This window comes from Streptomyces sp. NBC_00597 (assembly GCF_041431095.1).
Lineage (GTDB): Bacteria > Actinomycetota > Actinomycetes > Streptomycetales > Streptomycetaceae > Streptomyces.
Map to the genome: position 1 here is coordinate 4773368 of NZ_CP107757.1, position 23247 is coordinate 4796614.

Sequence of the window (23247 nt, forward strand, 5' to 3'; positions counted from 1 at the left end):
GGGTCCCTCGAAGTCCCGGTCGCCGGCCGGCCCGGGTGTCAGCCCGCCACGCCGGCCAGCTCCTCCAACGCGTCGAAGCGGATCCGTTCCCCGGGGATCCCGATCCGCTTGAGCTCGTTCACACCGCTGCGGATCATCGCGGGCGGCCCCGAGATGAAGGCGTCGTACGAGCTCCACGGCCCGTGCTCGCCGACCGCTTGGGGCAGCTGCCCCGCCAGGCCCTCGCAGACCACCGGGCGCACCGACAGCCACGGGTGCGAGCGCTGCAGGCCCAGCAGAGTGTCCTTGTCGTACAGGTCGCCGTCGCTGCGCGCCCCGAAGAACACCTCCACCGGGCGGCGCTCACCGTGCTCCGCCACGTCCTCGATCAGTGCCTTGATCGGGGCGATGCCGGTGCCGCCGCCCAGGCACAGCATCCCGTTGTCCGTGGTGTGGTCCACCACCATCGACCCGGCCGGCGGCCCGAGCCGCAGCACGTCGCCGGGCCGGGCGTGCCGCACCAGCGCGTTGGAGACCCAGCCCGCCGGAACGGCCTTGACGTGGAAGGACAACAGCCCGTCGCCGCGCGGCGCCGAAGCGAACGAGTAGTGCCGCCACACCCGGGGCCACCAGGGCGTCTCCAGGCTCGTGTACTGGCCCGCGAGAAAGGCGTACGGCTGGTCGGGGCGGACCGTCAGCACCGCGATGTCCGGGGTGCGCAGGTCGTGCGAAACCACCTCCGCGTGCCACCACGCGGGGCTCTTCACCTCGTCCTCGGCCGCCGCGTCGATCATGATCTGGGACATCACGGTGTAGGCACGCACCCACGCGGCCTGTGTCTCCGGCCCCCAGGTCCGTTCCGCGTACCGGGCCAGCGCACCGATCAGCGCCTCGCCCACCACCGGATAGTGCCCGGCCATCGTGCCGTACTTGCGGTGGCCGGTGCCCAGCCTGCGCAGGTACGGGACGAGCACGTCCGGGTTGTCGATGTTCTCGGCGGCGGTCAGCAGAGCTTTCAGCAGTCGGTCGCGTTGCACGTCCATGGCGGCCGGGAACATGCCCCGCACCTCCGGATGCCCGGTGAACACCAGGGCGTAGAAGTACGAGGTCACCCGATCGGCGACGGGTCCGACCTCTTCGAGGGTCCGGCGGATGAGCAGGGCATCGGGGGAGGGCTCGGCCGCACCGCCCCCGGACGGTATCCGGGCCGTCCGTCTGGCCGATCTGGTGGGCGGAGCGTCCATGCGGTGCCTCGCTTCGAACATCTCGGTCGGTAAGCACTCCACGGCTTTCGAATCCGTGGTTCCGGGCCTCAAAGCCTGCCAGCCGCCCCAACCGCCCGCGGGGGAAACGCGGAAAATCCGCGTTTCGAACCCACCGTCCCCTTAAGATGCCTGGACTTCCGGGCGCGGCGCCCCCACGAGCCGGTAGGCCTCTCTCAGGTCGCGGCCCTCGTAGACATGCGTCGCCCGCTCCGCCAGGTAAGGCCGCGCGTTCACCGCCACCGACACCGCAACGGCTTCGAAGAGCACCGAGTCGGTCACCGAATCCCCGTACGCGACACAGTCGGCCCGGCCCACCCCGAACTGGGCACACAGCCGGTCCGCCACCGTGACCTTGCCCTCGGGAGTCAAGATTCCGGCCGCCTCCACAGGCCGGGTGAAGGGCACCTCGGGGAAGACGGAGCCATGGGCGGCATGTGCGCCCCACTCCAGCAGCAGCTCGACGAAGAACGACGGCGACAGCGAGATCACCGCGCAGTAGTCCCCGCGCTCCCTGATCTCCCGCCACACCTCGCGAATCCCCGACAGCCACGGGGCACCCTCGAACGCTGCCCGGACGTGCGCGGGCGTCAGCCCCGCCCACAATGCATGCGCCGCCACCGAGAACTCGTGCGGCCCCATCTCCCGCGCGCCGAACGCCCGCTCCAACTCGGCGATCTCCGTGTGCAGGCCGAGCTGTCGGGAGATCTCTGCCGGCGCCGCCGAGCCGTACATCAGCGTCCCGTCGAGATCGAAGAGGTGCAGGAGGGTCATGGCAGGGAGGCTAGCCCGTGGGATGTTTCACGTGAAACATCCACCCCCCAAATCCTCTGGACGCCCACCCGACTGATGATCCAGTCTGGGCCCGTGACACCACCACACCTCACCGACCTCCCGATTCGGGCGCTGACCGTGGACGATCTCCGCTCATGCGCCGACCTGTCCGAAGACCGCGGGTGGCCGCGCGAGGACCACAAGTGGGGACTGCTTCTCGCCGCCGGCAACGGCTACGGCATCGATGCCCCCGACGGCCACGGGCTCGCCGCCGCCTGCGTCGTCACCTCGTACGGACACACCCACGCCGGCCCGGAGCTGGCCGCCATCGGCATGGTCCTCGTCGCCGAGCGCTATGCCCGCCAGGGCCTGGGCCGCCACCTGATGACGTACGTCTGCGACGACGTCCTCAAGGGAGTCCCCCTCACCCTCCACGCCACTCCCCACGGCCGCCCCCTCTACGAGGGGCTCGGCTTCGACACCACGGGTCGGGCCGAAATGCTCCGCGGTACTTTCCGGGGCGAGCCCACTGACTCGGAGGCGCCCTCCGTGGCGGTCCGGCCCGCGGCCGGCGAGGACATCCCACGGATCGTCCGACTCGACACCGAGGTCTTCGGCACCGACCGGACCCACATGATCGCCCGGCTTCCCGCTTTTGCGGACCGGCTGCTGGTCGCGGAGGACGGCCGGGGCGAGCTCGTCGGCTACGCCGCGATCTGGCCCAACATGGAGACCCATGTGATCGGGCCGCTGATCGCCCGGGACACCGCCGGCGCCCAGGCACTCGTCACCGCGCTCGCCGCCGTCACCGACCGGCCGCTGCGAACCGACATCGACGTACGCCACGAGGAGCTCCTCACCTGGCTCAAGGACCGCGGACTCGACTCCGTGGCGTTCAACGCCGTCATGACCCGCAACATCCCCGCCCTCCCCGGCGACTGGACCCGCCGCTGGGCTCCGCTCACCGTGGCCGCGGGCTGAGTAGGGCAGCGTCGCGATGACCGACCCCGACCAGCCGGAGATCCGCCCCGCCACCGAGGAGGACCTGCCCGCCATCGTCGCCATGCTCGCGGACGACCCCCTCGGCGCCACCCGCGAATCCCCCGACGACCTCACCCCCTACATCGCGGCGTTCAAACGTCTGACGGCCGACCCGCACCAACACGTGGTCGTCGCCGTCCGCGAAGGCCGCGTCGTGGGCACCCTCCAACTCACCATCGTTCCCGGGCTGTCCCGCAAGGGAGCCACCCGTTCGATCATCGAAGGCGTCCGGGTCCATGCCGACGAGCGGGGCGGCGGCCTGGGGACCCTGTTCATCCAATGGGCGATCGACCGATCCCGCCGCGAGAACTGCCAACTCGTCCAGCTCACCTCGGACGTGACCCGCGCCGACGCCCACCGCTTCTACGAGCGACTCGGGTTCACCGCTTCCCACGTCGGGTTCAAACTCTCCCTCTGATCCCCCGTACGGCAGGCCGGGCCCGCGTCGGTGGCCCGGCCTACGATCGGGAGGATGAGCCCCAGCCTCCCCCTCGTCACCACCGCCGAGCGCCGCCACCGGCTCGGACGCAGACACCGCCTGGCTCCCTCGGCCCGTGCCGCCTCGGTCTCGGAGGCTGCGGACGCCGTCGTCGCGCTACGCGCCACCGACGCCGCCGCTCTGTTCCTCTCCGCCCGCGCCCGGCTCGCGGAAGGCGGACCCGCCACCGTCGAACAGGCCCTCTACGAGGACGTCTCCGTGGTCCGGCTGCTCAGCATGCGCAACACGCTCTTCGTCGTCTCCGCCGAACTCGCCCCGTACGTGGACTCCTCCACCGCCCGGAGCATCGCCGCCAAGGAGCGCCGCACCTTCCTCAAGCACCTCCAGGAGGACGATCAGGGCCTGGACGCCGACTGGCTGGCCCGGACCGAGGCCGCCGCGCTCGTCGCCCGCGATGCCCACGGCCCGTGCACCGGCAGCCAGCTCTCCGCGGCGGTGCCCGCACTGCGCGAGAAGATCACCGTCGGCCAAGGCAAGAAGTACGAGACCGAGACCGGTGTCGCCACCCGTGTCATCCGGCTCCTCCTGGCCGCCGACGGCCGGATCCGCCGCGACCGGCCGCGCGGGTCATGGACCTCCAGCCAGTTCCGCTGGGTGCACACCGAGTCATGGACCGCCGTACCACCGGCCGAGGCCCGCGCCGAGATCGCCCGCCGCTGGCTGCACGCCTACGGCCCGGCCACGGAGGCGGACCTCAAGTGGTGGACGGGCTGGACCCTCACCGCCGTCCGCAAGGCCCTCACCGCCGTCGGCCCCGCCCAGGTCCGCCTCGACGACGGCGGCACCGCCCTCGTCGGCCCCGGCGACACTGCTCCCGAACCCGCCCCCGAACCCTGGGCCGCGCTGCTGCCCGGCCTGGACCCCAGCGGCATCGGCTGGGCCGATCGGGGCTTCCACCTCGACCCCGCGCACCGGCTCGCCCTCTTCGACTACGCCGGCAACATCGGACCCACGGTCTGGTGGAACGGCGAGATCGTCTGGCGGCTGCTGGGCGACCCCGGCCGCGCCGCCGAGACGGCCATCGCCGCCGAGGTCGCCCGCCTCGCCCCATGGGTGGGCGGCACCCGGATCACCCCGCGCTTCCGCACCCCGCTCGAACGCGAACTGGTCGCCTGAACCGGTCGCTCGATTCGGAAGACGGCCTCAGCCGATGCCGCGCCAGCCCTGCGGGTCCACCCCGCCGGGCACGGGAGCCTGCGCGTCGTACGGCTCCCTCGTGAACACGAACGAGCCCAGGTCGAGATGGCTCACCGAACCGTCCTCACGGCGGACCGCCCGCAGTGTCTCTCCCGCGTAGTAGCCGCAGACCCCGGTCCAACTGCCGTCGGGCTGTGCCCGGAACCGGGCCGACCGACCCATCGCGCCCATGGGCGCGAGCTCCAGCAGCCCGTCCGCCTTCAACCGCACCGCCTGCGCCGACGTGCCCCAGTACCAGGGGCCGCACAGCTCCAGGGCGACCGGGTCGGCCTCCCGGAACGGCCGCCACGGCTGCGGGAACGGCGGCTCCGCTTCCGCGACGATCGCCACCAGGTCCGCGGCCACCGCCGAGGCGGGCAGCCCCGACGTGCAGTTCGCCAGCACCACGGCCGCCACGTCGTCCGCCTCGCTCAGCCACAGGCCCGCGACGAACCCCGGCAGCGAGCCGCTGTGACCCGTGAGCCTGCGCCCCCGGTCGTCCATCAGCTGCATGCCGAGCCCGTAGCCGAGCTCGGCGAGACCGGGCTCCGGCGGTGCGGCCGGCGTCCGCATCTCCCGTACCGACTCCGCGCTCAGCACCCGCTCGTCACCCCGGGCGAGGAACATCGCGAACCGGGCCAAGTCACTGGTCGTGGACCAGAGTTGTCCGGCTGCAGCCATCAGCCCCAGGTCCTCCAGCGGCTCGGGCATCATCACGTCGGCCCACGGGTGCACCGCCCAACCGCCGGCGTGCGGAGCCTGCGGCTGCGCCGTCGTACGGTCGAGCGCGAGCGGCTCCAGCACCTCGGCCCGGAGCACCTCTTCCCACGGCTTGCCCCGTACGGCCTCCACGAGCGAACCCAGCAGCGTGTAGCCCGGGTTGGAGTAGTGGTGCCGCCTGCCGGGCCGGAACCGGTACGGCTCCTCGCCCAGCACGTCCGCGAGCTCGGGCCGCAGCGCCCCGGGCGTGCGCTCCCACCATTCGCCCGGCGTCTCCGCCGCCAACCCACCGGTATGGGCCAGCAGCTGGGCGATGGTCACTTCGCCGACGCCCGTCCCCGGCAGGTGCTGCTCCAGAGGGTCCTCAAGGCGCAGCAGGCCCTCGTCCCGCAGGCGCATCACCACGACGGCGGTGAAGGTCTTGCTGATCGACCCGATCCGGTACTGCACGTTCCCGTCGGGCCCGTGCCCCTCGACGGACGTCCGGGAGCCCTCCCAGACCAGCTCGCCGCCGCGGGCCACGGCCGCCACCACCGACGGCGCCCTTCCTTCGCTCTGCGCGACGGCGATCCGGTGCCTCAGCGCACGCCGGGTGGCAGGGAACAGTTCCCGATCTTCAGATACGGCATCCATGATCGGATGCTACGTGTTGGCCATGTCCACGAACCGCGAATAGTGGCCCTGGAAGGCGACCGTGATCGTCGCCGTGGGGCCGTTACGGTGCTTCGCCACGATCAGGTCCGCCTCGCCCGCGCGGGGCGACTCCTTCTCGTACGCGTCCTCGCGGTGCAGCAGGATCACCATGTCGGCGTCCTGCTCGATCGAGCCCGACTCACGCAGGTCGGAGACCATCGGCTTCTTGTCGGTGCGCTGCTCGGGACCACGGTTCAGCTGGGACAGCGCGATCACCGGCACCTCAAGCTCCTTGGCCAGCAGCTTGAGGTTTCGGGACATGTCCGAGACCTCCTGCTGGCGGCTCTCGGGACGGCGCGAGCCGCCCGACTGCATCAGCTGGAGGTAGTCGATGACCACGAGCGAGAGGTCGTTGCGCTGCTTGAGGCGCCGACACTTCGCCCGGATCTCCATCATCGACAGGTTCGGCGAGTCGTCGATGTAGAGCGGGGCGGCGGAGACGTCCGGCATCCGGCGGGCGAGCCGCGTCCAGTCGTCGTCCGTCATGGTGCCGGAGCGCATGTGGTGCAGGGCCACCCGGGCTTCCGCCGACAGGAGGCGCATCGCGATCTCGTTGCGGCCCATTTCGAGGGAGAAGATCACGCTCGGCAAGTTGCTCTTGATGGAACAGGCCCGGGCGAAGTCGAGCGCGAGGGTGGACTTACCCATGGCGGGGCGGGCCGCGATGACGATCATCTGGCCGGGGTGCAGGCCGTTGGTCAGCGAATCGAGGTCCGTGAAGCCGGTCGGTACGCCCGACATCTGGCCGCTGCGCGAGCCGATGGCCTCGATCTCGTCGAGTGCGCCCTCCATGATGTCGCCCAGCGGCAGGTAGTCCTCGGAGGTCCGCTGTTCGGTGACGGCGTAGATCTCGGCCTGGGCGCTGTTGACGATCTCGTCGACGTCGCCGTCGGCCGCGTATCCCATCTGCGTGATCTTCGTACCGGCTGCGACGAGACGGCGCAGCACGGCCCGCTCGTGGACGATCTCCGCGTAGTACTCGGCGTTCGCCGCGGTGGGCACCGACTGGACGAGCGTGTGCAGGTACGAGGCCCCGCCGACCTTGCTGATCTCGCCGCGGCGGGTCAGCTCGGCGCCGACCGTGATCGGGTCGGCCGGCTCGCCCTTCGCGTACAGATCGAGGATCGCCTGGTAGATCGTCTCGTGCGAGGGCCGGTAGAAGTCATGACCCTTGATGACCTCGACGACGTCCGCGATGGCGTCCTTGGACAGCAGCATGCCGCCGAGCACCGACTGCTCGGCATCGAGGTCCTGCGGCGGGACGCGCTCGAAGCCGCCGCCCCCGCCGTCCCAGGAGCCGCCCTCGCGGCCCCGGTCGTGCTGTTCGTCCCCGCGGCCGCGGTTGTCGCTGTTACGGCGCGAACGGGCGGGCAGACGGTCACCCGGACCGCTGTCGGCCCAGGGGTCGTCCATGGGCTCGGGCATACTCACCGGGCCGCCTCCTCCCGTCCGCAACGCGGACCTCGCCGTGCCACTCTTTCTACGACACGGCTCTGACATTTGGGACACCCGAATCCGCAGTCGGCAAGTCGGGCAACGCACAACGGTAGGGCCGAGAGCGACGTCAGCCAATCTTGTTATCCACAGGCTGTGTGGATGAGATGTGGATGACCGACCCAATGCTGTGGGTAACTCGCCGGAAGCTGTGCACGGACCGGGGGACGGTGCTGTGGACAAAATCACCTGCCCTACCCACACACCCCACCTGACCTGCAAATTCTTCCTCCACGGGCTGTGGGGGAGAAAATTCTTGGCCCTGGTCCCGAGATCGCCTCAAACGGGGTGCCGAGAACGCGCAAGTCAACTCATCGGTAAGCCTCCAAAGACTGTTGCATCTATTACCTGTGGAAGATTAGATTGAGCGCCATGACACAGGCCCTCGCCCCGCTGAAGGGTGCCCCGAGACGGCACGACCGCGAGATCCTCGCACTCGCCGTGCCGGCGTTCGGCGCGCTCGTCGCCGAGCCCCTGTTCGTGATGGCTGACAGTGCCATCGTGGGACACCTCGGCACCCCCCAGCTGGCAGGACTCGGCATCGCCGCCGCCCTCCTCACCACCGCCGTCAGCGTCTTCGTCTTCCTCGCCTACGCCACCACCGCGGCCGTCTCCCGCCGGGTCGGCGCGGGCGACCTCCCGGCCGCGATCCGTCAGGGCATGGACGGCATCTGGCTCGCCCTCCTGATCGGCGCCGCGGTCGTCGCCTTCGTTCTGCCGACCGCGCCCTGGCTGATCTCCCTCTTCGGGGCGTCCGACACCGTCGCCCCCCACGCGGTCACCTATCTGCGGATCTCGGCCCTGGGCATCCCGGCCATGTTGATGGTCCTCGCCGCCACCGGCGTCCTCCGCGGGCTCCAGGACACCCGTACCCCGCTCTACGTCGCCGTCGGAGGCTTCGCCCTCAACGCGGGCCTGAACGGCGTCCTCGTCTACGGCGTCGGCTTCGGGATCGCCGGCTCCGCCTGGGGCACGGTGATCGCCCAGTGCGCCATGGCCGGTGTCTACCTCGTCGTGGTCGTCCGTGGTGCACGTAAGCACGGGGCCTCCTTGCGCCCCGACGCCACCGGCATCCGGGCCTGCGCCCAGGCCGGCGTACCGCTTCTCGTGCGCACCCTGTCCTTGCGCGCCGTCCTGATCATCGCGACCGCCGTGGCAGCGCGACTCGGCGACGCGGAAATCGCCGCCCACCAGATCCTGCTCTCCCTGTGGAGCCTGCTCGCCTTCGCCCTCGACGCGATCGCCATCGCCGGGCAGGCCATCATCGGCCGCTACCTCGGCGCCGACGACACCGAGGGCGCCAAAGCCGTCTGCCGCCGCATGGTCCAGTGGGGCATCGTCTCGGGAATCGTCCTGGGCGCCCTCGTGATCGCGGCCCGCCCCCTGTTCATCCCCTTGTTCACCAGCGACCCTGCGGTCGAGGACGCCCTGCTGCCCGCCCTGCTGGTCGTGGCCCTTTCCCAGCCGGTGTCCGGCATCGTCTTCGTGCTCGACGGGGTCCTGATGGGCGCCGGAGACGGCCGGTACCTGGCCTGGGCGATGCTCCTGACGCTCGCCGTGTTCACTCCGGCCGCCCTGCTCGTCCCGACCGTAGGCGGCGGCCTGACCACGCTCTGGTGGGCCATGACACTGATGATGCTGGTCCGGATGGCCACGCTCCAGCTACGTGCCCGCTCCGGCCGGTGGCTGGTCGCGGGAGCGACCCGCTGATCCGCTGATCCGCTGATCCGCGAGGCCATGTTTCACGTGAAACAGAGAACGCCCCTCAGGACGTTTCACGTGAAACGTCGCCCGGCGATCCCCGACAACGACGAAGGGCCGCACCCCAGAGGGGTGCGGCCCTTCGCGTGCAGCACTTAGGCGGCGACAACCTCGACGCCCACGTTCGCGGCGACCTCAGCGTGCAGACGCACGGAGACCTGGTACGAACCGAGGGTCTTGATCGGGGCAGCCAGCTCGACGCGGCGCTTGTCGACCTTCGGACCACCGGAAGCCTCGATCGCCGTGGCGATGTCGGCCGGGGTCACGGAGCCGAAGAGACGGCCGGCGTCACCCGAGCGGGTGGCCAGACGGACCTTCGTGCCTTCGAGCTTGGCCTTGATCTCGTTGGCCTGCTCGATGGTCGCGATCTCGTGGATCTTGCGGGCGCGGCGGATCTGCGCCACGTCCTTCTCGCCACCCTTGGTCCAGCGGATCGCGAAACCACGCGGGACCAGGTAGTTGCGAGCGTAACCGTCCTTGACGTCGACGACATCGCCGGCGGCACCGAGGCCAGAAACCTCGTGGGTCAGGATGATCTTCATTAGTCGGTCACCCTTTCCTTATCGCGCGGTGGACGTGTAGGGCAGCAGTGCCATCTCACGGCTGTTCTTCACGGCCGTGGCGACGTCACGCTGGTGCTGCGTGCAGTTGCCGGTGACGCGGCGGGCACGGATCTTGCCGCGGTCGGAAATGAACTTCCGCAGCATGTTCGTGTCCTTGTAGTCCACGTACGCGGTCTTGTCCTTGCAGAACGCGCAGACCTTCTTCTTAGGCTTGCGCACAGGCGGCTTCGCCATTGTGTCTCTCCTGTGTGATCAAGAAGTGGGGATGCGAGCTTCCCTAGAAGGGGGGCTCGTCCGAGTAGCCACCGTTGGAACCGCCGGAGCTTCCGCCCCAGCCGCCCCCGCCGCCCTGCTGCTGCTGGCCGCCGGCCGGCGCGCTGGACGCCCACGGGTCGTCGGAGGGAGCTCCGCCGCCCTGCGGGGCGCCGCCGCTGGGGGCTCCGCCCCAGCCACCGCCGCCACCCTGCTGCTGGCCGCCGCCGTATCCACCCTGGCCACCGCGACCGGTGGTCTTGGCGACCTTGGCCGTGGCGTTCTTCAGGCTGGGGCCGACTTCCTCGACGTCCAGCTCGTAGACCGTGCGCTTGACACCCTCACGGTCCTCGTACGACCGCTGCCTCAGCCGGCCCTGCACGATCACGCGCATGCCTCGCTGAAGGGACTCGGCGACGTTCTCCGCCGCCTGCCGCCACACCGAGCAGGTCAGGAACAGGCTCTCGCCGTCCTTCCACTCGTTGGTCTGACGGTCGAAGGTGCGGGGGGTGGACGCGACACGGAACTTCGCGACCGCCGCACCCGAGGGGGTGAAGCGCAGCTCGGGGTCGTCGACGAGATTGCCGACGACCGTGATGACGGTCTCGCCTGCCATGGATGAACCTCTCGGCGGGAATTGCTGCTGGGCTGCTGTGCTACTCGGTCCCGATTACCGCTGAACCGAAGTTCAGTGGGTCTCGGGGCGAAGGACCTTGGTCCGGAGAACCGACTCGTTCAGGTTCATCTGTCGGTCAAGCTCCTTGACGACCGCAGGCTCGGCCTGAAGGTCGATGACCGAGTAGATGCCCTCGGGCTTCTTCTTGATCTCGTAAGCGAGACGACGACGGCCCCAGGTGTCGACCTTCTCGACCTTTCCGTTGCCCTCACGGACGACGGAAAGGAAGTTCTCGATCAACGGGGAGACAGCGCGCTCCTCAAGATCGGGGTCGAGGATGACCATCACTTCGTAGTGACGCATGTGGAACCCACCTCCTTTGGACTCAGCGGCCACGGTCGTTCCGTGGCAGGAGGGTCGTGATGCGTACGCACGGCGTCCGAGAGCAGACACCGCGCAGACCGTACAGACTACCTGCTCGACTCCTTCCGGTTGAAATCCGGCAGGAAGAGGCCACACTCTGTATTCATCGGGTGTGCTCGGTGCTATGCCCCCGGCTCCTGCCGGCGGCGACCCCGCAGCACCGCTCTGCGTCAGCCAGGAGGTGCCTTCCGATGGCACAGGCAATGCGACCCCAGTCCTCCATCTCGCTCTTCGCGACCGACGGCAAGCCCCACCCGCTGCAGGACGCCCTGATGGTGGCCACGGTGGTCCTCGGCCTCGTGGCGTTCGTCACGGGATTCTTCGACAATCTGCACCTGATCAGCTCGTGGACCGGGCTCGTCGGCATCCTGACCGGCGCGTACGGACAGTTCATCTCGGAGACGACACGCGAGCGCTTCGCACTGATCATCGGGCTTGGCGCCTCGGCCGTGGGCTTCTACCTCGGCATGGCGCACGGCGGTCTCTTCGGCGGCTGGGCGGGCTGACCGGGGCACCTCGGCGACAGGGCGCCGGCCTCTCACCGGCCCGGGCACGGCCCGTCCCCCAGATGGGTGGCGCCCTTGTCGCAGTAGGCTTCGCGCCATAGCCAGCGAAGCCGCCGAGGAGACGCCCCGCATGAGCCTGTCCCTGAGGACCATCAGCCGAGAGCAGCATCTGGGATATCTCCAGAGCCTGCCCTCGGCTAGCCACTGCCAGGTCCCGGCGTGGGCCGACGTGAAGAACGAGTGGCGCTCCGAGAACCTCGGTTGGTTCGACCAGAACGACGAACTGGTCGGCGCCGCCCTCGTGTTGTACCGCCAGCTGCCGAAGGTGAAGCGGTACCTCGCCTACCTTCCCGAGGGCCCTGTCATCAACTGGTACGCGCCGAACCTGGAGGAGTGGCTCCAGCCGATGCTGGCCCACCTCAAGCGTCAGGGCGCGTTCACCGTGAAGATGGGTCCGCCCGTCGTCATCCGCCGCTGGAACGCCGCCGCCATCAAGGCCGGAATCCAGGACCCTGAGGTCAAGCGCCTGCGCGACGTGGAGGCCTCGCACATCGAGCCCCGCGCCTTCGAGGTGTCCGACAAGCTGCGCCGCATGGGCTGGCAGCAGGGCGAGGACGGCGGCGCCGGCTTCGGCGACGTGCAGCCCCGCTACGTCTTCCAGGTGCCGCTCGCCAACCGCTCGCTGGACGACGTCCTCAAGGGCTTCAACCAGCTGTGGCGCCGCAACATCAAGAAGGCCGAGAAGGCCGGCGTCGAGGTCGTCCAGGGCACCTACGAGGACCTGCCGGTCTGGCAGGAGCTGTACGAGATCACGGCCGAGCGCGACAAGTTCCGCCCGCGCCCGCTCAGCTACTTCCAGCGCCAGTGGACGGCCCTCAACTCCGAGGACCCGAACCGGATGCGGCTGTACATCGCGAAGCACGAGGGGGAGCCGCTGGCCGCCGCCACGATGCTCACCGTCGGCCAGCACGTCTGGTACTCGTACGGCGCCTCCGCGAACCACAAGCGCGAGGTCCGGCCGTCGAACGCGATGCAGTGGCGCATGCTGCGCGACTCGTACGCGCTCGGCGCCAGCGTCTACGACCTGCGCGGCATCAGTGACACGCTGGACGAGAACGACCACCTGTTCGGCCTCATCCAGTTCAAGGTCGGTACGGGCGGCGAGGCCGTCGAGTACGTCGGCGAATGGGACTTCCCGCTCAACAAGATGCTGCACAAGGCGCTCGACATCTACATGTCGCGTCGCTGACCTGCTGCTGCACCCCCCACACAACGCATCGCTGCACAGGCAGCTTTTTCGAGAGAGGCTCCGGACGGGCATGGCGCTCACGCTCTACGTCGACACCGCGCGCTGGCGTGCGCACCAGAAGCAGATCCAGGACCAGTTCCCGGGGATGATTCCGGTCTGCAAGGGCAACGGCTACGGCTTCGGCCACGAGCGGTTGTGCGAGGAGGCGACCCGGCTGGGCGCCGACGTGCTGGCCGTCGGGACCACGTACGAGGCCGCCAGCATCAAGGACCTCTTCGGCGGCGACCTGCTCGTCCTCACCCCGTTCCGGCGGGGTGAGGAGCCGGTGCCGCTGCCGGACCGGGTGATCCGCTCGGTGTCCTCCCTGGACGGGGTCCGCGGCCTGGTCGGCGCCCGCGTGGTCATCGAGTGCATGAGTTCGATGCGCCGCCACGGCATCTCCGAGCAGGACCTGGGCCAGCTGCACGCGGCGATCGAGGACGTGCGGCTGGAGGGCTTCGCCCTGCACCTGCCGCTGGACCGCCCGGACGGCTCGGACGCCGTCGAGGAGGTCATCGGCTGGATGGACCGGCTGCGCGCGGCCCGGCTGCCGCTGCACACCATGTTCGTCAGCCACCTGCGGGCCCAGGAACTGGCCCGGCTCCAGCAGCAGTTCCCGCAGACCCGTTTCCGGGCGCGGATCGGCACCCGGCTGTGGCTGGGCGACCACGAGGCGACCGAGTACCGGGGCGCCGTCCTGGACGTCACGCGCGTCGCGAAGGGTGACCGGTTCGGCTACCGCCAGCAGAAGGCCGCCTCCGACGGGTGGCTGGTCGTGGTCGCGGGCGGCACCTCGCACGGGGTGGGTCTGGAGGCTCCCAAGGCCCTGCACGGCGTGATGCCGCGTGCCAAGGGCGTGGCCCGGGCCGGTCTGGCCACCGTGAACCGGAACCTTTCGCCCTTCGTGTGGGCGGGCAAGCAGCGCTGGTTCGCGGAGCCCCCGCACATGCAGGTCTCGATCCTGTTCGTGCCGTCGGACTCCCCCGAGCCGAAGGTCGGCGACGAGCTGGTGGCGCACCTGCGCCACACCACCACGCAGTTCGACCGGGTGCTCGACGCCTGAAACCCACCCGGTCGTTGAGGGGGACCGGTCAGCCCCTGGGGGCCGTGCCCCACTCGACCCGCTGTCCCTGCGAGGGCGCCGCATCCTGCGGCGCCCTCGCGGCGTCCGACAGCACGAACACGTCCTCGGCCCCGTCCAGGACACCACCGGACGGGTCGTCGGATCCGTCGCGGCGCACGACGTCCCGCTCGGGCAGCAGGATGTCGCGGACGACGACCGCGCACAGGTAGAGGGTCGCCAACAGGTGGGCGGTGATCGCCAGCTGGTATCCCTCCACGGGCAGGCCCTGGTGCTTGTCCCCGCTGGTCGTGTAGGCGAGGTACAGCCAGATCCCGAGGAAGTACACGACCTCGCCGGCCTGCCAGATCAGGAAGTCCCGCCAGCGCGGCCGGGCCAGCGCCGCCAGCGGGATGAGCCACAGCACGTACTGCGGCGAGTAGACCTTGTTGGCCAGGATGAAGGCGGCCACGACCAGGAACGCCAGCTGGGCGAAGCGGGGGCGGCGCGGGGCGGTCAGCGTGAGCACCCCGATGCCCGCGCACAGCAGCAGCGTCAGGCCCGTCGCGTAGATGTTCGCGTCGTGCAGGGGGTTCCCGGAACGCTGGGAGATGAGCAGCCACACGGAGCCGAAGTCGATCGGGCGTTCTTGGCTGAACGTGTAGAACTTCTTCCAGCCGTCCCAGGCGAGGAGCATGACGGGCAGGTTCACCACGAGCCAGGAGACGGCCGCGCCGAGGGCGGCTGAGCCGAACGCCCGCCACTTCCCGGTCCGCCAGCACAACACGAACAGCACGCCGAGCAGCAGGACGGGGTAGAGCTTGGCGGCGGTGGCCAGGCCGATGAAGACGCCGAAGAGCAGGGTCCGGCCGCGGGACCACATGAGCATCCCCGCGGCGGTCAGGGCGATGGCCAGCAGGTCCCAGTTGATCGTCGCGGTGAGCGCGAAGGCGGGCGCGAGGGCGAAGAGCAGCGCGTCCCAGGGCCGGCGGTGGTGGGTGCGCACGACGCACACGGCGATGACCGCGGTACAGGCCATCAGCATCCCCGCATTGACCATCCAGTACATCTGCTCGCGGTGCTGGATGGAACCGCCGCCGGGGGTGAGCCAGGAGGCCACCTCCATGAAGAGCCCGGTGAGCACCGGGTACTCCAGGTACTCCATGTCACCGGGGAGGCGGTCGAAGTAGGGCGTGAGCCCGTCGGCGAAGCCGCGTACGGAGAACAGGTGCGGGATGTCGGAGTAGCAGGCGTGGGTGTACTGGGAGCCGGCTCCCCGGAACCACGCCCAGTCGTAGCAGGGCAGTTTCTGCACCATGCCGAGCGCGAACATCCCCAGGGCGACCAGGACCACGACGCGGACCGGGGTCAGCCAGTGGCCGCCCAGCCGGGCGTAGCGGCCCATCGGGCCGCCGAGGAACTCGCTGCCGGCCGCGGCGACCTCGTCCTGCTGGGTGGGCAGTACGGGCCGGTCCTCGTGCACCTTCGTCATGCGCTCATCCTGCCGTACGGGGCCTGGCGTGCGGGAGGGCCGCCGCACCGTGTGCGACGGCCCTCGTGGGAGCAGGGGGGAGGCGGGTCAGCCCGCGGTCCCCATGCTGGCTCCCCAGCTGGTGCCGCCCGGGCGGCCCGGTCTGCCCGACGGCGAGGGCGACGGTGATCCGCTGGAGCCGCCGCCGGGGCCACCGTTGGTGTTGCCGCTGTTGGTGCCGCCGCCGCTGTCCGGGATGCAGTAGAGCTCCCACGGCTTGCAGGTCGGCTTGCCGCCCTTCGACGGGCTCGGGGAGACCGGCGGAGAGGAGCTAGCCGAGGGCGAGGGCATCGACGGGGAGGGCGACGGGGAGAAGGAGGGAGACGGAGAAGGGGCGCCGGAGGCGTCCGCGGTGACGCCGATCTTGTCGGCCTCCGGGAACTCCTTGACCGGGGTGCCCTTGAGGGCTTCCTTCATGTACTCGGTCCAGATCGCGGCCGGGATGTCGCCACCGTGGATGGAGTCGACGCCGCCCACGCCGTTCATGGAGATCAGCTTCTTGTCCGCCGAATTCGGGTCGCTACGGAACAGGGCCACCGAGGTGGACAGCTCCGGGGTGTAGCCGACGAACCAGGCCGACTTGTTCTGGTCGGTGGTTCCGGTCTTGCCGGCGGCGGGCCGGGTGAAGCCGAGCTTCCTGACCTTGGTGCCGGTGCCGTTGTCGACGACGTTCTCCAGCACCTTGGTGACGTTGTCGGCGATGGAGTCGTCCATCGCCCGCTGCTCCTTGGGGGCCCCGAAGCCGGGCAGCTCCTTGCCGTCCTTCTCCACGCTGGTCACCGAGAAGGGATCACGGTGGGTGCCGGAGGCGGCGAAGGTGGCGTAGGAGTCGGCCATGCGGATGGCGCTCGGGGTCGAGGTGCCGAGGGCGAACGAGGCGTCGTCGTTCGGGTTCATCGAGTCCTTGAGGATGCCCGTGGACTGGGCCATCTCCCGGACCTTGCTGTGGCCGACGTCGAAGACGAGCTGCGCGAACGGCACGTTGATGGACTTCTCCATCGCCTCGTTGAGGGTCACGTATCCGTAGGGGTAGGTGCTCTCGTTCTTCTGCTTGAACGGCTTGCCCGAGGCGTCCCGCAGCGGCTTGCCGTCGCGGTTGTTGATCACGGTCAGGTCGTTCGCGTTGTACTTGCTGTCGGCCGAAATGCCCTCGCCGTGCGAGTTCTGGGTGCCGTACCGCATCGCGGCCGCCAGGACGTACGGCTTCCAGGTCGAGCCGACCGGGACGCCGAGCGTGTCGGCGTTGTTGCTGAAGTACTTCTTGTCCATGCCCGGGCCGCCGTACAGGGCCACGATCGCCCCGGTCTTCACGTCCACGGAGGCGGCGCCGAACTGGACGAAGGTGTCGTACTCGGGCCGGGCCTTCTCGTCGAGGAAGTCGTTGCGGGTGTCCTCCACGGCCTTGACCAGGGCGTCCACCTTGGGCTTCTGGAAGGTGGTCTTGATCTGGTAGCCGCCGCGGGCCATCTCTTCCGCCGTGAGGCCCGTGACCTTCATCACGTACTTCTTGGCCGTGTCGACCAGGTAGCCGGTCTGTCCGGACAGGCTGCGGGCCTGCTCGGAATCGACGATCTTCGGGAACTCCGTGAACTGGTCCCGCTCGGCCTTCTGCATCCGGCCGACCGCGACCTCGCGGTCCAGGACCCAGGCCCAGCGCTCCTTGGCCCGCTCGGTGTTCTTCTCGGGGGTGGCGGCGGAACCGACGCCGCCGTCCGGGTTGTAGAGGTTGGGGCCCTTGAGCACGGAGGCCAGGAAGGCGCTCTCGGACGGCGAGAGGTCCTTGCAGTCCTTGCCGAAGTAGGCCCGCGCGGCCGCCTGGATGCCGTAGGCGTCACGGCCGTAGTAGGCGGTGTTGAGGTACCCCGCGAGGATCGTGTCCTTCTCCTCGGACACGCCCAGCTTTATCGAGATGAAGAGCTCGGTGACCTTGCGCTTCAGCGTCTGGTCGGAGTCCAGGTACGTGTTCTTCACGTACTGCTGGGTGATGGTCGAGCCGCCCTGGGTGGAACCGCCCTTGGCCATGTTCCACACGGCGCGGGCGATGCCCATCGGGTCGACGCCCTTGTCCGTCTCGAACGACTCGTTCTCCGCGGAGATCACGGCGTTCTGCATCGACTTGGGGATCTTGTCGATGGGCACGATCTGCCGGTTCATCGAACCGCCGGTGGCCACCATCTGGGAGTGGTCCGCCCAGTAGAAGACGTTGTTCTGCGCCTGGGCCGCCTTGTTCGGGTCGGGTTTGTTCACCGAGGCGATGCCGATGCCGGCGCCCGCCGTGATGATGGCGAAGAAACCGAGGGCCGTGCCGCAGACCAGCTTCCAGGAGGGCAGGAACCGCTTCCAGCCCTGCTTGTCCGAGCGCGGGTAGTTGATCAGTCGCTTGTCCGGGCGACCCGAGCCGCGGCCGGCGCCGCCGGCACCGCGTCCACGCCCTCCGGATCCGCTGGGAGTGCCCCGGCGGGCACCGGTCCGACCACTATGGCCGGGCGGCTCTGCGTACGGTCCGCTGTGTGACGCCGTGGGTACGTCACGTGCGGGCCCGGCACCCCGGCCAGGGCGCTGCTGGGCGGCCCGGCGGGCCGCGGCTCGTCCACCGCCCTCGGGCTGCGACGGTTTGCGGCGGTGCTCGCTCATCGAACGACTACTCCTCGGGCAGGCGAGTGGCCTGGAAGCGGCAGGCTAATTCCGGTTCCCCCCGTTGTCATGGCCCACAGACTACGCACGCTCAAAACCCGAACAGTGCCGAAGTTCACCCCAAATCAGGCAACTCGCCTGGTACGAATTAGTGATGTGACGCCGGTCACTACCTCACCCCTTGTCGCCGAAGACGGCCCGTTCTATCGTCTGGATGTATCGAGTCGATACATCAGCTCGGTATAAAACTCAGGGGCGAAGGAGAGGCAGGCGGATGAGCAGGCGCTCAGGCATCCTCGAATTCGCCGTCCTCGGCCTGCTTCGCGAATCCCCCATGCACGGGTACGAGCTCCGCAAGCGGCTCAACACCTCACTGGGGGTGTTCCGGGCGTTCAGCTACGGCACGCTCTATCCCTGCCTCAAGACGTTGGTCGCCAACGGCTGGTTGATCGAAGAACCGGGCAACGCCCCGGAAGACGCTCTCGCCACTTCACTCGCAGGGCGCCGCGCCAAGATCGTCTACCGGTTGACGGCAGCGGGGAAGGAGCACTTCGAAGAGCTCCTGTCCCACACGGGCCCGGACGCCTGGGAGGACGAGTCCTTCGCCGCGCGCTTCGCCTTCTTCGGCCAGACCGAGCGGGAAGTGCGCATGCGGGTCCTTGAGGGCCGCCGCAGCAGGCTGGAGGAGCGTCTGGAGAAGATGCGCGCCTCCCTCGCCCGCACACGGGAACGCCTCGACGACTACACGCTTGAGCTGCAGCGGCACGGAATGGAGTCCGTCGAGCGCGAAGTGCGCTGGCTGAACGAGCTCATCGAGAGTGAGCGGGCGGGACGGGATCAGAGACGACCCGGTCCGCCCGACGAAACAGCAAAATGAGGTCTGCACCTCGCAGACCTCGTCCGAGAACAAACAGGGAGCAACCGGAATGGGTTCGGTTCGCGTAGCCATCGTCGGCGTGGGCAACTGCGCCGCCTCGCTGGTGCAGGGCGTCGAGTACTACAAGGACGCCGACCCGGCGGCCAAGGTCCCCGGTCTGATGCACGTCCAGTTCGGCGACTACCACGTGCGTGACATCGAGTTCGTCGCCGCGTTCGACGTCGACGCGAAGAAGGTCGGCCTCGACCTTTCGGACGCCATCGGCGCCAGCGAGAACAACACGATCAAGATCTGTGACGTCCCCAACAAGGGCGTGACCGTGCAGCGCGGCCACACCCTGGACGGCCTGGGCAAGTACTACCGCCTGACGATCGAGGAGTCCCCCGAGGCCCCGGTCGACGTGGTCCAGGTCCTCAAGGACCGCGAGGTCGACGTTCTGATCTGCTACCTGCCCGTCGGTTCCGAGGCTGCGGCGAAGTTCTACGCCCAGTGCGCCATCGACGCCAAGGTCGCCTTCGTCAACGCCCTCCCGGTCTTCATCGCCGGCACCAAGGAATGGGCCGACAAGTTCACCGAGGCCGGTGTCCCGATCGTCGGCGACGACATCAAGTCGCAGGTCGGCGCCACCATCACGCACCGCGTGATGGCGAAGCTGTTCGAGGACCGCGGTGTCCGTCTTGAGCGCACCATGCAGCTCAACGTCGGCGGCAACATGGACTTCAAGAACATGCTGGAGCGCGACCGCCTGGAGTCGAAGAAGATCTCCAAGACGCAGGCCGTCACCTCGCAGATCCCCGACCGCGAGCTCGGCGAGAAGAACGTCCACATCGGCCCGTCCGACTACGTCGCGTGGCTCGACGACCGCAAGTGGGCCTACGTCCGCCTCGAAGGCCGCGCCTTCGGCGACGTCCCGCTGAACCTTGAGTACAAGCTTGAGGTCTGGGACTCCCCGAACTCCGCCGGCGTCATCATCGACGCCCTGCGCGCCGCGAAGATCGCCAAGGACCGCGGCATCGGCGGCCCGATCCTCTCGGCCTCCAGCTACTTCATGAAGTCCCCGCCGGTGCAGTACTTCGACGACGAGGCCCTGGTCAACGTCGAGAAGTTCATCAAGGGCGAGGTCGAGCGCTAGGTCGGACCCCACGGGTCTTCGGACACCTGGTCTTCGACTGTTCTTCCGCGGAGGGTCCCCGGGCAATGTGCCCGGGGACCCTCCGCGTATGTGACCCTTGCCCTCATGCCTGTCGTACGTGATCTGCGCGTACTCCTGCGCCTGAGGGATTTCCGCAACCTGCTCGCCGTACGGCTGCTCTCCCAGGCCGCCGACGGCGTGTACCAGGTGGCACTCGCCACCTACGTGGTGTTCTCCCCCGAGAAGCAGACCTCGCCCGCGGCCATCGCCTCGGCCATGGCGGTGCTGCTGCTGCCCTACTCGTTGATCGGCCCCTTCGCCGGGGTGCTGCTCGACCGCTGGCGGCGGCGCCAGGTCTTCCTCTACGGCAACCTGCTGCGCGCCTTCCTGGCCTGCGTCACCGGCGTACTGATCGTCGCGCACGTCCCCGACTGGCTCTTCTACGCCTCGGCCCTGTCGGTGACCGCGGTCAACCGCTTCGTGCTGGCCGGGCTCGCCGCCTCCCTGCCCCACGTCGTCGGCCCCGGCCAGCTGGTCACCGCCAATTCGCTCTCGCCCACGGCCGGGACGCTCGCGGCGGTCGCCGGCGGGGGACTCGCCTTCCTCATGCAGCTGCTGGCCTCGGACTCCAACGCCCTGGTGGTGCTGCTGGGTGCCGGGCTCTACCTGTGTGCGGGCCTGGTCTCGCTACGTCTGGCCGTGGGCCTGCTCGGTCCGGACCACCCGGCCGGACGGATGCACCCTTCGGTCGCCGAGGGGGTCGTGCTGACCTTCCGGGGCATGGTGGAAGGGCTGCGGCACCTGGCCTCCCGGCGCGAGGCGGCCCAGACGCTCACTGCCATGACCGTGATGCGCTTCTGCTACGGCGCCCTGTTCGTGACGCTCCTCATGCTCTGCCGCTACTCCTGGTCGGACGGCGAATCCGCCGGTCTCGCCCTGCTGGGCATCGCGGTCGGCGTCTCCGGGGCCGGATTCTTCGCCGCTGCCGTCGTCACCCCATGGCTGGTGGGCCGTCTGGGCACCCGTGGCTGGATCACGGCCTGCTCCGCCGGGGCCGCGATCCTGGTGCCCCCGCTCGGCCTGTTCTTCGAACCCGGACCGATGCTGGTCGCGGCCTTCGTGCTCGGCCTCGCCACCCAAGCCGCCAAGATCTCCACCGACACGGCCATCCAGTCCCATGTGGACGACGACTTCCGCGGCCGTGTGTTCTCCGTCTACGACGTGCTGTTCAACATCGCGTTCGTGAGCGCGGCCGCGGTGGCCGCCCTCATGCTCCCGCCGGACGGCCAGTCCGTCCTACTGATCGTGAGCGTGGCCGCCCTCTACGCGGTGAACGCGGCCTGCCTGAAGCGGCAGGGCGCGCCCGTGTGAAGCGTCGGCCGGAGCGATGTTTCACGTGAAACATCGCTCCGGTCCGCCATGCCTCAGGCCTGCGCGGCCCACCACTCCTTGAGCGCAGCGACGGCGGCGGCGCGTTCCATCGGGCCGTTCTCCAGCCGCAGCTCCAGCAGGAAGGCATAGGCCTTGCCGATCACCGGGCCGGGGCCGGTGCCCAGGACCTGCATGATCTCGTTGCCGTCCAGGTCGGGACGGATGGAGTCGAGCTCCTCCTGCTCCTGAAGCTGCGCGATGCGCTCCTCCAGACCGTCATAGGTGCGGGAGAGGGCATTGGCCTTGCGCTTGTTGCGCGTGGTGCAGTCGGACCGGGTCAGCTTGTGCAGGCGGTCCAGGAGCGGGCCGGCGTCGCGGACGTAGCGCCGTACCGCGGAGTCGGTCCACTCGCCGTCCCCGTAGCCGTGGAAGCGCAGGTGCAGCTCCACCAGCCGGGACACGTCCTTGACCATGTCGTTGGAGTACTTCAACGCGGTCATGCGCTTCTTGGTCATCTTCGCGCCCACCACCTCGTGGTGGTGGAAGGAGACCCGGCCGTCGCTCTCGAAGCGACGGGTGCGCGGCTTGCCGATGTCGTGGAGCAGAGCCGCCAGCCGCAGCGCCAGGTCCGGACCGTCCTGCTCCAGCGCGATGGCCTGCTCCAGCACGATCAACGAGTGGTCGTAGACGTCCTTGTGCCGGTGGTGCTCGTCGCTCTCCAACCGCAGGGCGGGCAGCTCGGGCAGGACGTGGTCGGCGAGCCCGGTGTCCACGAGGAGGCCCAGGCCCTTGCGGGGGTGCGTGGACAGCAGCAGCTTGTTCAGCTCGCCCTGCACCCGCTCCGCCGAGACGATCTCGATCCGCTCCGACATCGCCTTCATCGCCGCCACGACCTCGGGTGCGACCTCGAAGTCGAGCTGGGCGGCGAAGCGCGCCGCACGCAGCATCCGCAGCGGGTCGTCGGAGAAGGAGTCCTCCGGGGTGCCGGGAGTGCGCAGCACGCCCGCCTGGAGGTCCTCCAGGCCGCCGTGGGGATCCACGAACTCCTTCTCCGGAAGCGCGACCGCCATCGCGTTCACGGTGAAGTCGCGGCGGACCAGGTCCTCGTCGATCGAGTCGCCGTAGGAGACCTCCGGCTTGCGCGAGGTGCGGTCGTACGACTCCGAGCGGTAGGTGGTGACCTCGATCTGGAAGTTTCGATCAGCGCCTCCGACGCGGGCGCCCTTCTGGGCTCCGACGGTGCCGAAGGCGATGCCGACGTCCCACACCGAGTCCGCCCACGGCCGGACGATCTTCAGAACGTCCTCGGGGCGGGCATCGGTGGTGAAGTCGAGGTCGTTGCCGAGACGCCCGAGCAGCGCATCGCGTACGGACCCGCCGACCAGGGCAAGGCGGAAGCCGGCCTCCTGGAACCGGCGGCCGAGCTCGTCGGCGACAGGGGCGACCCGCAGCAGTTCGCTGACCGCGTGGTGCTGCACCTGACTCAGGGCACTGGGATTGTCTTCGTTGGCGTTCGGCACAACAGAAAAGGGTACGTGCCCGGCCCGGCTGGGGCTTCCTCGTTTACGGCACCCCGGCGCCCGGCGGCCCGGAAG

Annotated in this window: 21 protein-coding genes; 10 read left to right on the forward strand and 11 right to left on the reverse strand. The window is 69.4% G+C overall.

The genetic code is table 11. The features are described 5' to 3' along the window. Nucleotides 1-38 precede the first annotated feature (38 nt). Nucleotides 39-1223, reverse strand: a complete 1185-nt coding sequence (locus OG974_RS21540; RefSeq protein ID WP_327284294.1) for a globin domain-containing protein — start codon at nucleotides 1221-1223, stop codon at nucleotides 39-41. Between the two features lie 141 nt (nucleotides 1224-1364). Next, nucleotides 1365-2015, reverse strand: a complete 651-nt coding sequence (locus OG974_RS21545) for an HAD-IB family phosphatase (protein WP_327284295.1) — start codon at nucleotides 2013-2015, stop codon at nucleotides 1365-1367. 75 nt (nucleotides 2016-2090) lie between these two features. Here OG974_RS21545 and OG974_RS21550 point away from each other — a divergent pair, with 75 nt between their 5' ends. The 3 genes from OG974_RS21550 to OG974_RS21560 are packed head-to-tail and all read left to right on the forward strand — an operon-like array spanning nucleotide 2091 to nucleotide 4671. Continuing rightward, nucleotides 2091-2996 carry a GNAT family N-acetyltransferase gene (locus OG974_RS21550; RefSeq protein ID WP_371644141.1) on the forward strand — a complete coding sequence of 302 codons (906 nt, stop codon included), beginning with the start codon at nucleotides 2091-2093 and terminating at the stop codon, nucleotides 2994-2996. A gap of 16 nt (nucleotides 2997-3012) precedes the next feature. After that, entirely contained in the window at nucleotides 3013-3474 is a 462-nt protein-coding gene (locus OG974_RS21555) for a GNAT family N-acetyltransferase (RefSeq protein WP_327284297.1), read from the forward strand. A gap of 54 nt (nucleotides 3475-3528) precedes the next feature. Beyond that, entirely contained in the window at nucleotides 3529-4671 is a 1143-nt protein-coding gene (locus OG974_RS21560; RefSeq protein ID WP_371644143.1) for a winged helix DNA-binding domain-containing protein, read from the forward strand. A 27-nt stretch (nucleotides 4672-4698) separates the two neighbouring features. On the opposite strand, the gene OG974_RS21565 is transcribed toward OG974_RS21560, so the two are convergent. After that, on the reverse strand, nucleotides 4699-6084 hold the full coding sequence (locus OG974_RS21565) for a serine hydrolase domain-containing protein (RefSeq protein WP_327284298.1): 1386 nt from the start codon (nucleotides 6082-6084) through the stop codon (nucleotides 4699-4701). 9 nt (nucleotides 6085-6093) lie between these two features. Continuing rightward, on the reverse strand, nucleotides 6094-7557 hold the full coding sequence (dnaB, locus tag OG974_RS21570) for a replicative DNA helicase (protein ID WP_054227308.1): 1464 nt from the start codon (nucleotides 7555-7557) through the stop codon (nucleotides 6094-6096). Nucleotides 7558-8010: 453 nt separating this feature from the next. Here dnaB and OG974_RS21575 point away from each other — a divergent pair, with 453 nt between their 5' ends. After that, complete coding sequence (locus tag OG974_RS21575; RefSeq protein ID WP_327284299.1) at nucleotides 8011-9348, forward strand: MATE family efflux transporter; 1338 nt, start codon at nucleotides 8011-8013, stop codon at nucleotides 9346-9348. Between the two features lie 146 nt (nucleotides 9349-9494). Here the strand turns inward: OG974_RS21575 and rplI are convergent, their stop codons facing one another. The 4 genes from rplI to rpsF form a co-directional block, all read right to left on the reverse strand. Then, nucleotides 9495-9941 carry a 50S ribosomal protein L9 gene (gene rplI / locus OG974_RS21580; protein WP_327284300.1) on the reverse strand — a complete coding sequence of 149 codons (447 nt, stop codon included), beginning with the start codon at nucleotides 9939-9941 and terminating at the stop codon, nucleotides 9495-9497. 18 nt (nucleotides 9942-9959) lie between these two features. Continuing rightward, nucleotides 9960-10196, reverse strand: a complete 237-nt coding sequence (gene rpsR, locus OG974_RS21585) for a 30S ribosomal protein S18 (protein ID WP_005315025.1) — start codon at nucleotides 10194-10196, stop codon at nucleotides 9960-9962. A 43-nt stretch (nucleotides 10197-10239) separates the two neighbouring features. Continuing rightward, nucleotides 10240-10830, reverse strand: a complete 591-nt coding sequence (locus OG974_RS21590; protein WP_327284301.1) for a single-stranded DNA-binding protein — start codon at nucleotides 10828-10830, stop codon at nucleotides 10240-10242. Between the two features lie 72 nt (nucleotides 10831-10902). After that, on the reverse strand, nucleotides 10903-11193 hold the full coding sequence (rpsF, locus tag OG974_RS21595; protein WP_004950685.1) for a 30S ribosomal protein S6: 291 nt from the start codon (nucleotides 11191-11193) through the stop codon (nucleotides 10903-10905). A gap of 251 nt (nucleotides 11194-11444) precedes the next feature. Here rpsF and OG974_RS21600 point away from each other — a divergent pair, with 251 nt between their 5' ends. The 3 genes from OG974_RS21600 (at nucleotide 11445) to OG974_RS21610 (ending at nucleotide 14110) form a co-directional block, all read left to right on the forward strand. Then, nucleotides 11445-11759, forward strand: a complete 315-nt coding sequence (locus OG974_RS21600) for a hypothetical protein (protein WP_327284302.1) — start codon at nucleotides 11445-11447, stop codon at nucleotides 11757-11759. Between the two features lie 130 nt (nucleotides 11760-11889). Further along, on the forward strand, nucleotides 11890-13008 hold the full coding sequence (locus OG974_RS21605; protein ID WP_327284303.1) for a peptidoglycan bridge formation glycyltransferase FemA/FemB family protein: 1119 nt from the start codon (nucleotides 11890-11892) through the stop codon (nucleotides 13006-13008). A gap of 70 nt (nucleotides 13009-13078) precedes the next feature. Then, a complete protein-coding gene (locus OG974_RS21610) occupies nucleotides 13079-14110 on the forward strand; it encodes an alanine racemase (protein ID WP_327284304.1) in 1032 nt (343 codons plus the stop codon). Between the two features lie 28 nt (nucleotides 14111-14138). On the opposite strand, the gene OG974_RS21615 is transcribed toward OG974_RS21610, so the two are convergent. After that, entirely contained in the window at nucleotides 14139-15599 is a 1461-nt protein-coding gene (locus OG974_RS21615; RefSeq protein ID WP_371644147.1) for a glycosyltransferase family 87 protein, read from the reverse strand. Between the two features lie 87 nt (nucleotides 15600-15686). Continuing rightward, nucleotides 15687-18272 (reverse strand): transglycosylase domain-containing protein, encoded by a 2586-nt coding sequence (locus OG974_RS21620; RefSeq protein WP_327284306.1) that lies wholly within the window; start codon nucleotides 18270-18272, stop codon nucleotides 15687-15689. 274 nt (nucleotides 18273-18546) lie between these two features. Here OG974_RS21620 and OG974_RS21625 point away from each other — a divergent pair, with 274 nt between their 5' ends. The 3 genes from OG974_RS21625 (at nucleotide 18547) to OG974_RS21635 (ending at nucleotide 21652) form a co-directional block, all read left to right on the forward strand. Then, complete coding sequence (locus tag OG974_RS21625) at nucleotides 18547-19149, forward strand: PadR family transcriptional regulator (RefSeq protein ID WP_030292615.1); 603 nt, start codon at nucleotides 18547-18549, stop codon at nucleotides 19147-19149. A 49-nt stretch (nucleotides 19150-19198) separates the two neighbouring features. Continuing rightward, nucleotides 19199-20281: an inositol-3-phosphate synthase gene (locus tag OG974_RS21630; protein ID WP_327284307.1), complete on the forward strand. Its 1083-nt coding sequence runs from the start codon at nucleotides 19199-19201 to the stop codon at nucleotides 20279-20281. Nucleotides 20282-20386: 105 nt separating this feature from the next. Then, nucleotides 20387-21652 (forward strand): MFS transporter, encoded by a 1266-nt coding sequence (locus OG974_RS21635; protein ID WP_327284308.1) that lies wholly within the window; start codon nucleotides 20387-20389, stop codon nucleotides 21650-21652. 53 nt (nucleotides 21653-21705) lie between these two features. Here the strand turns inward: OG974_RS21635 and OG974_RS21640 are convergent, their stop codons facing one another. Next, the gene (locus tag OG974_RS21640; RefSeq protein WP_327284309.1) at nucleotides 21706-23172 is read right to left on the reverse strand and encodes a CCA tRNA nucleotidyltransferase; all 1467 of its coding nucleotides are present in this window, start codon (nucleotides 23170-23172) and stop codon (nucleotides 21706-21708) included. Between the last annotated feature and the right edge of the window lie 75 nt (nucleotides 23173-23247).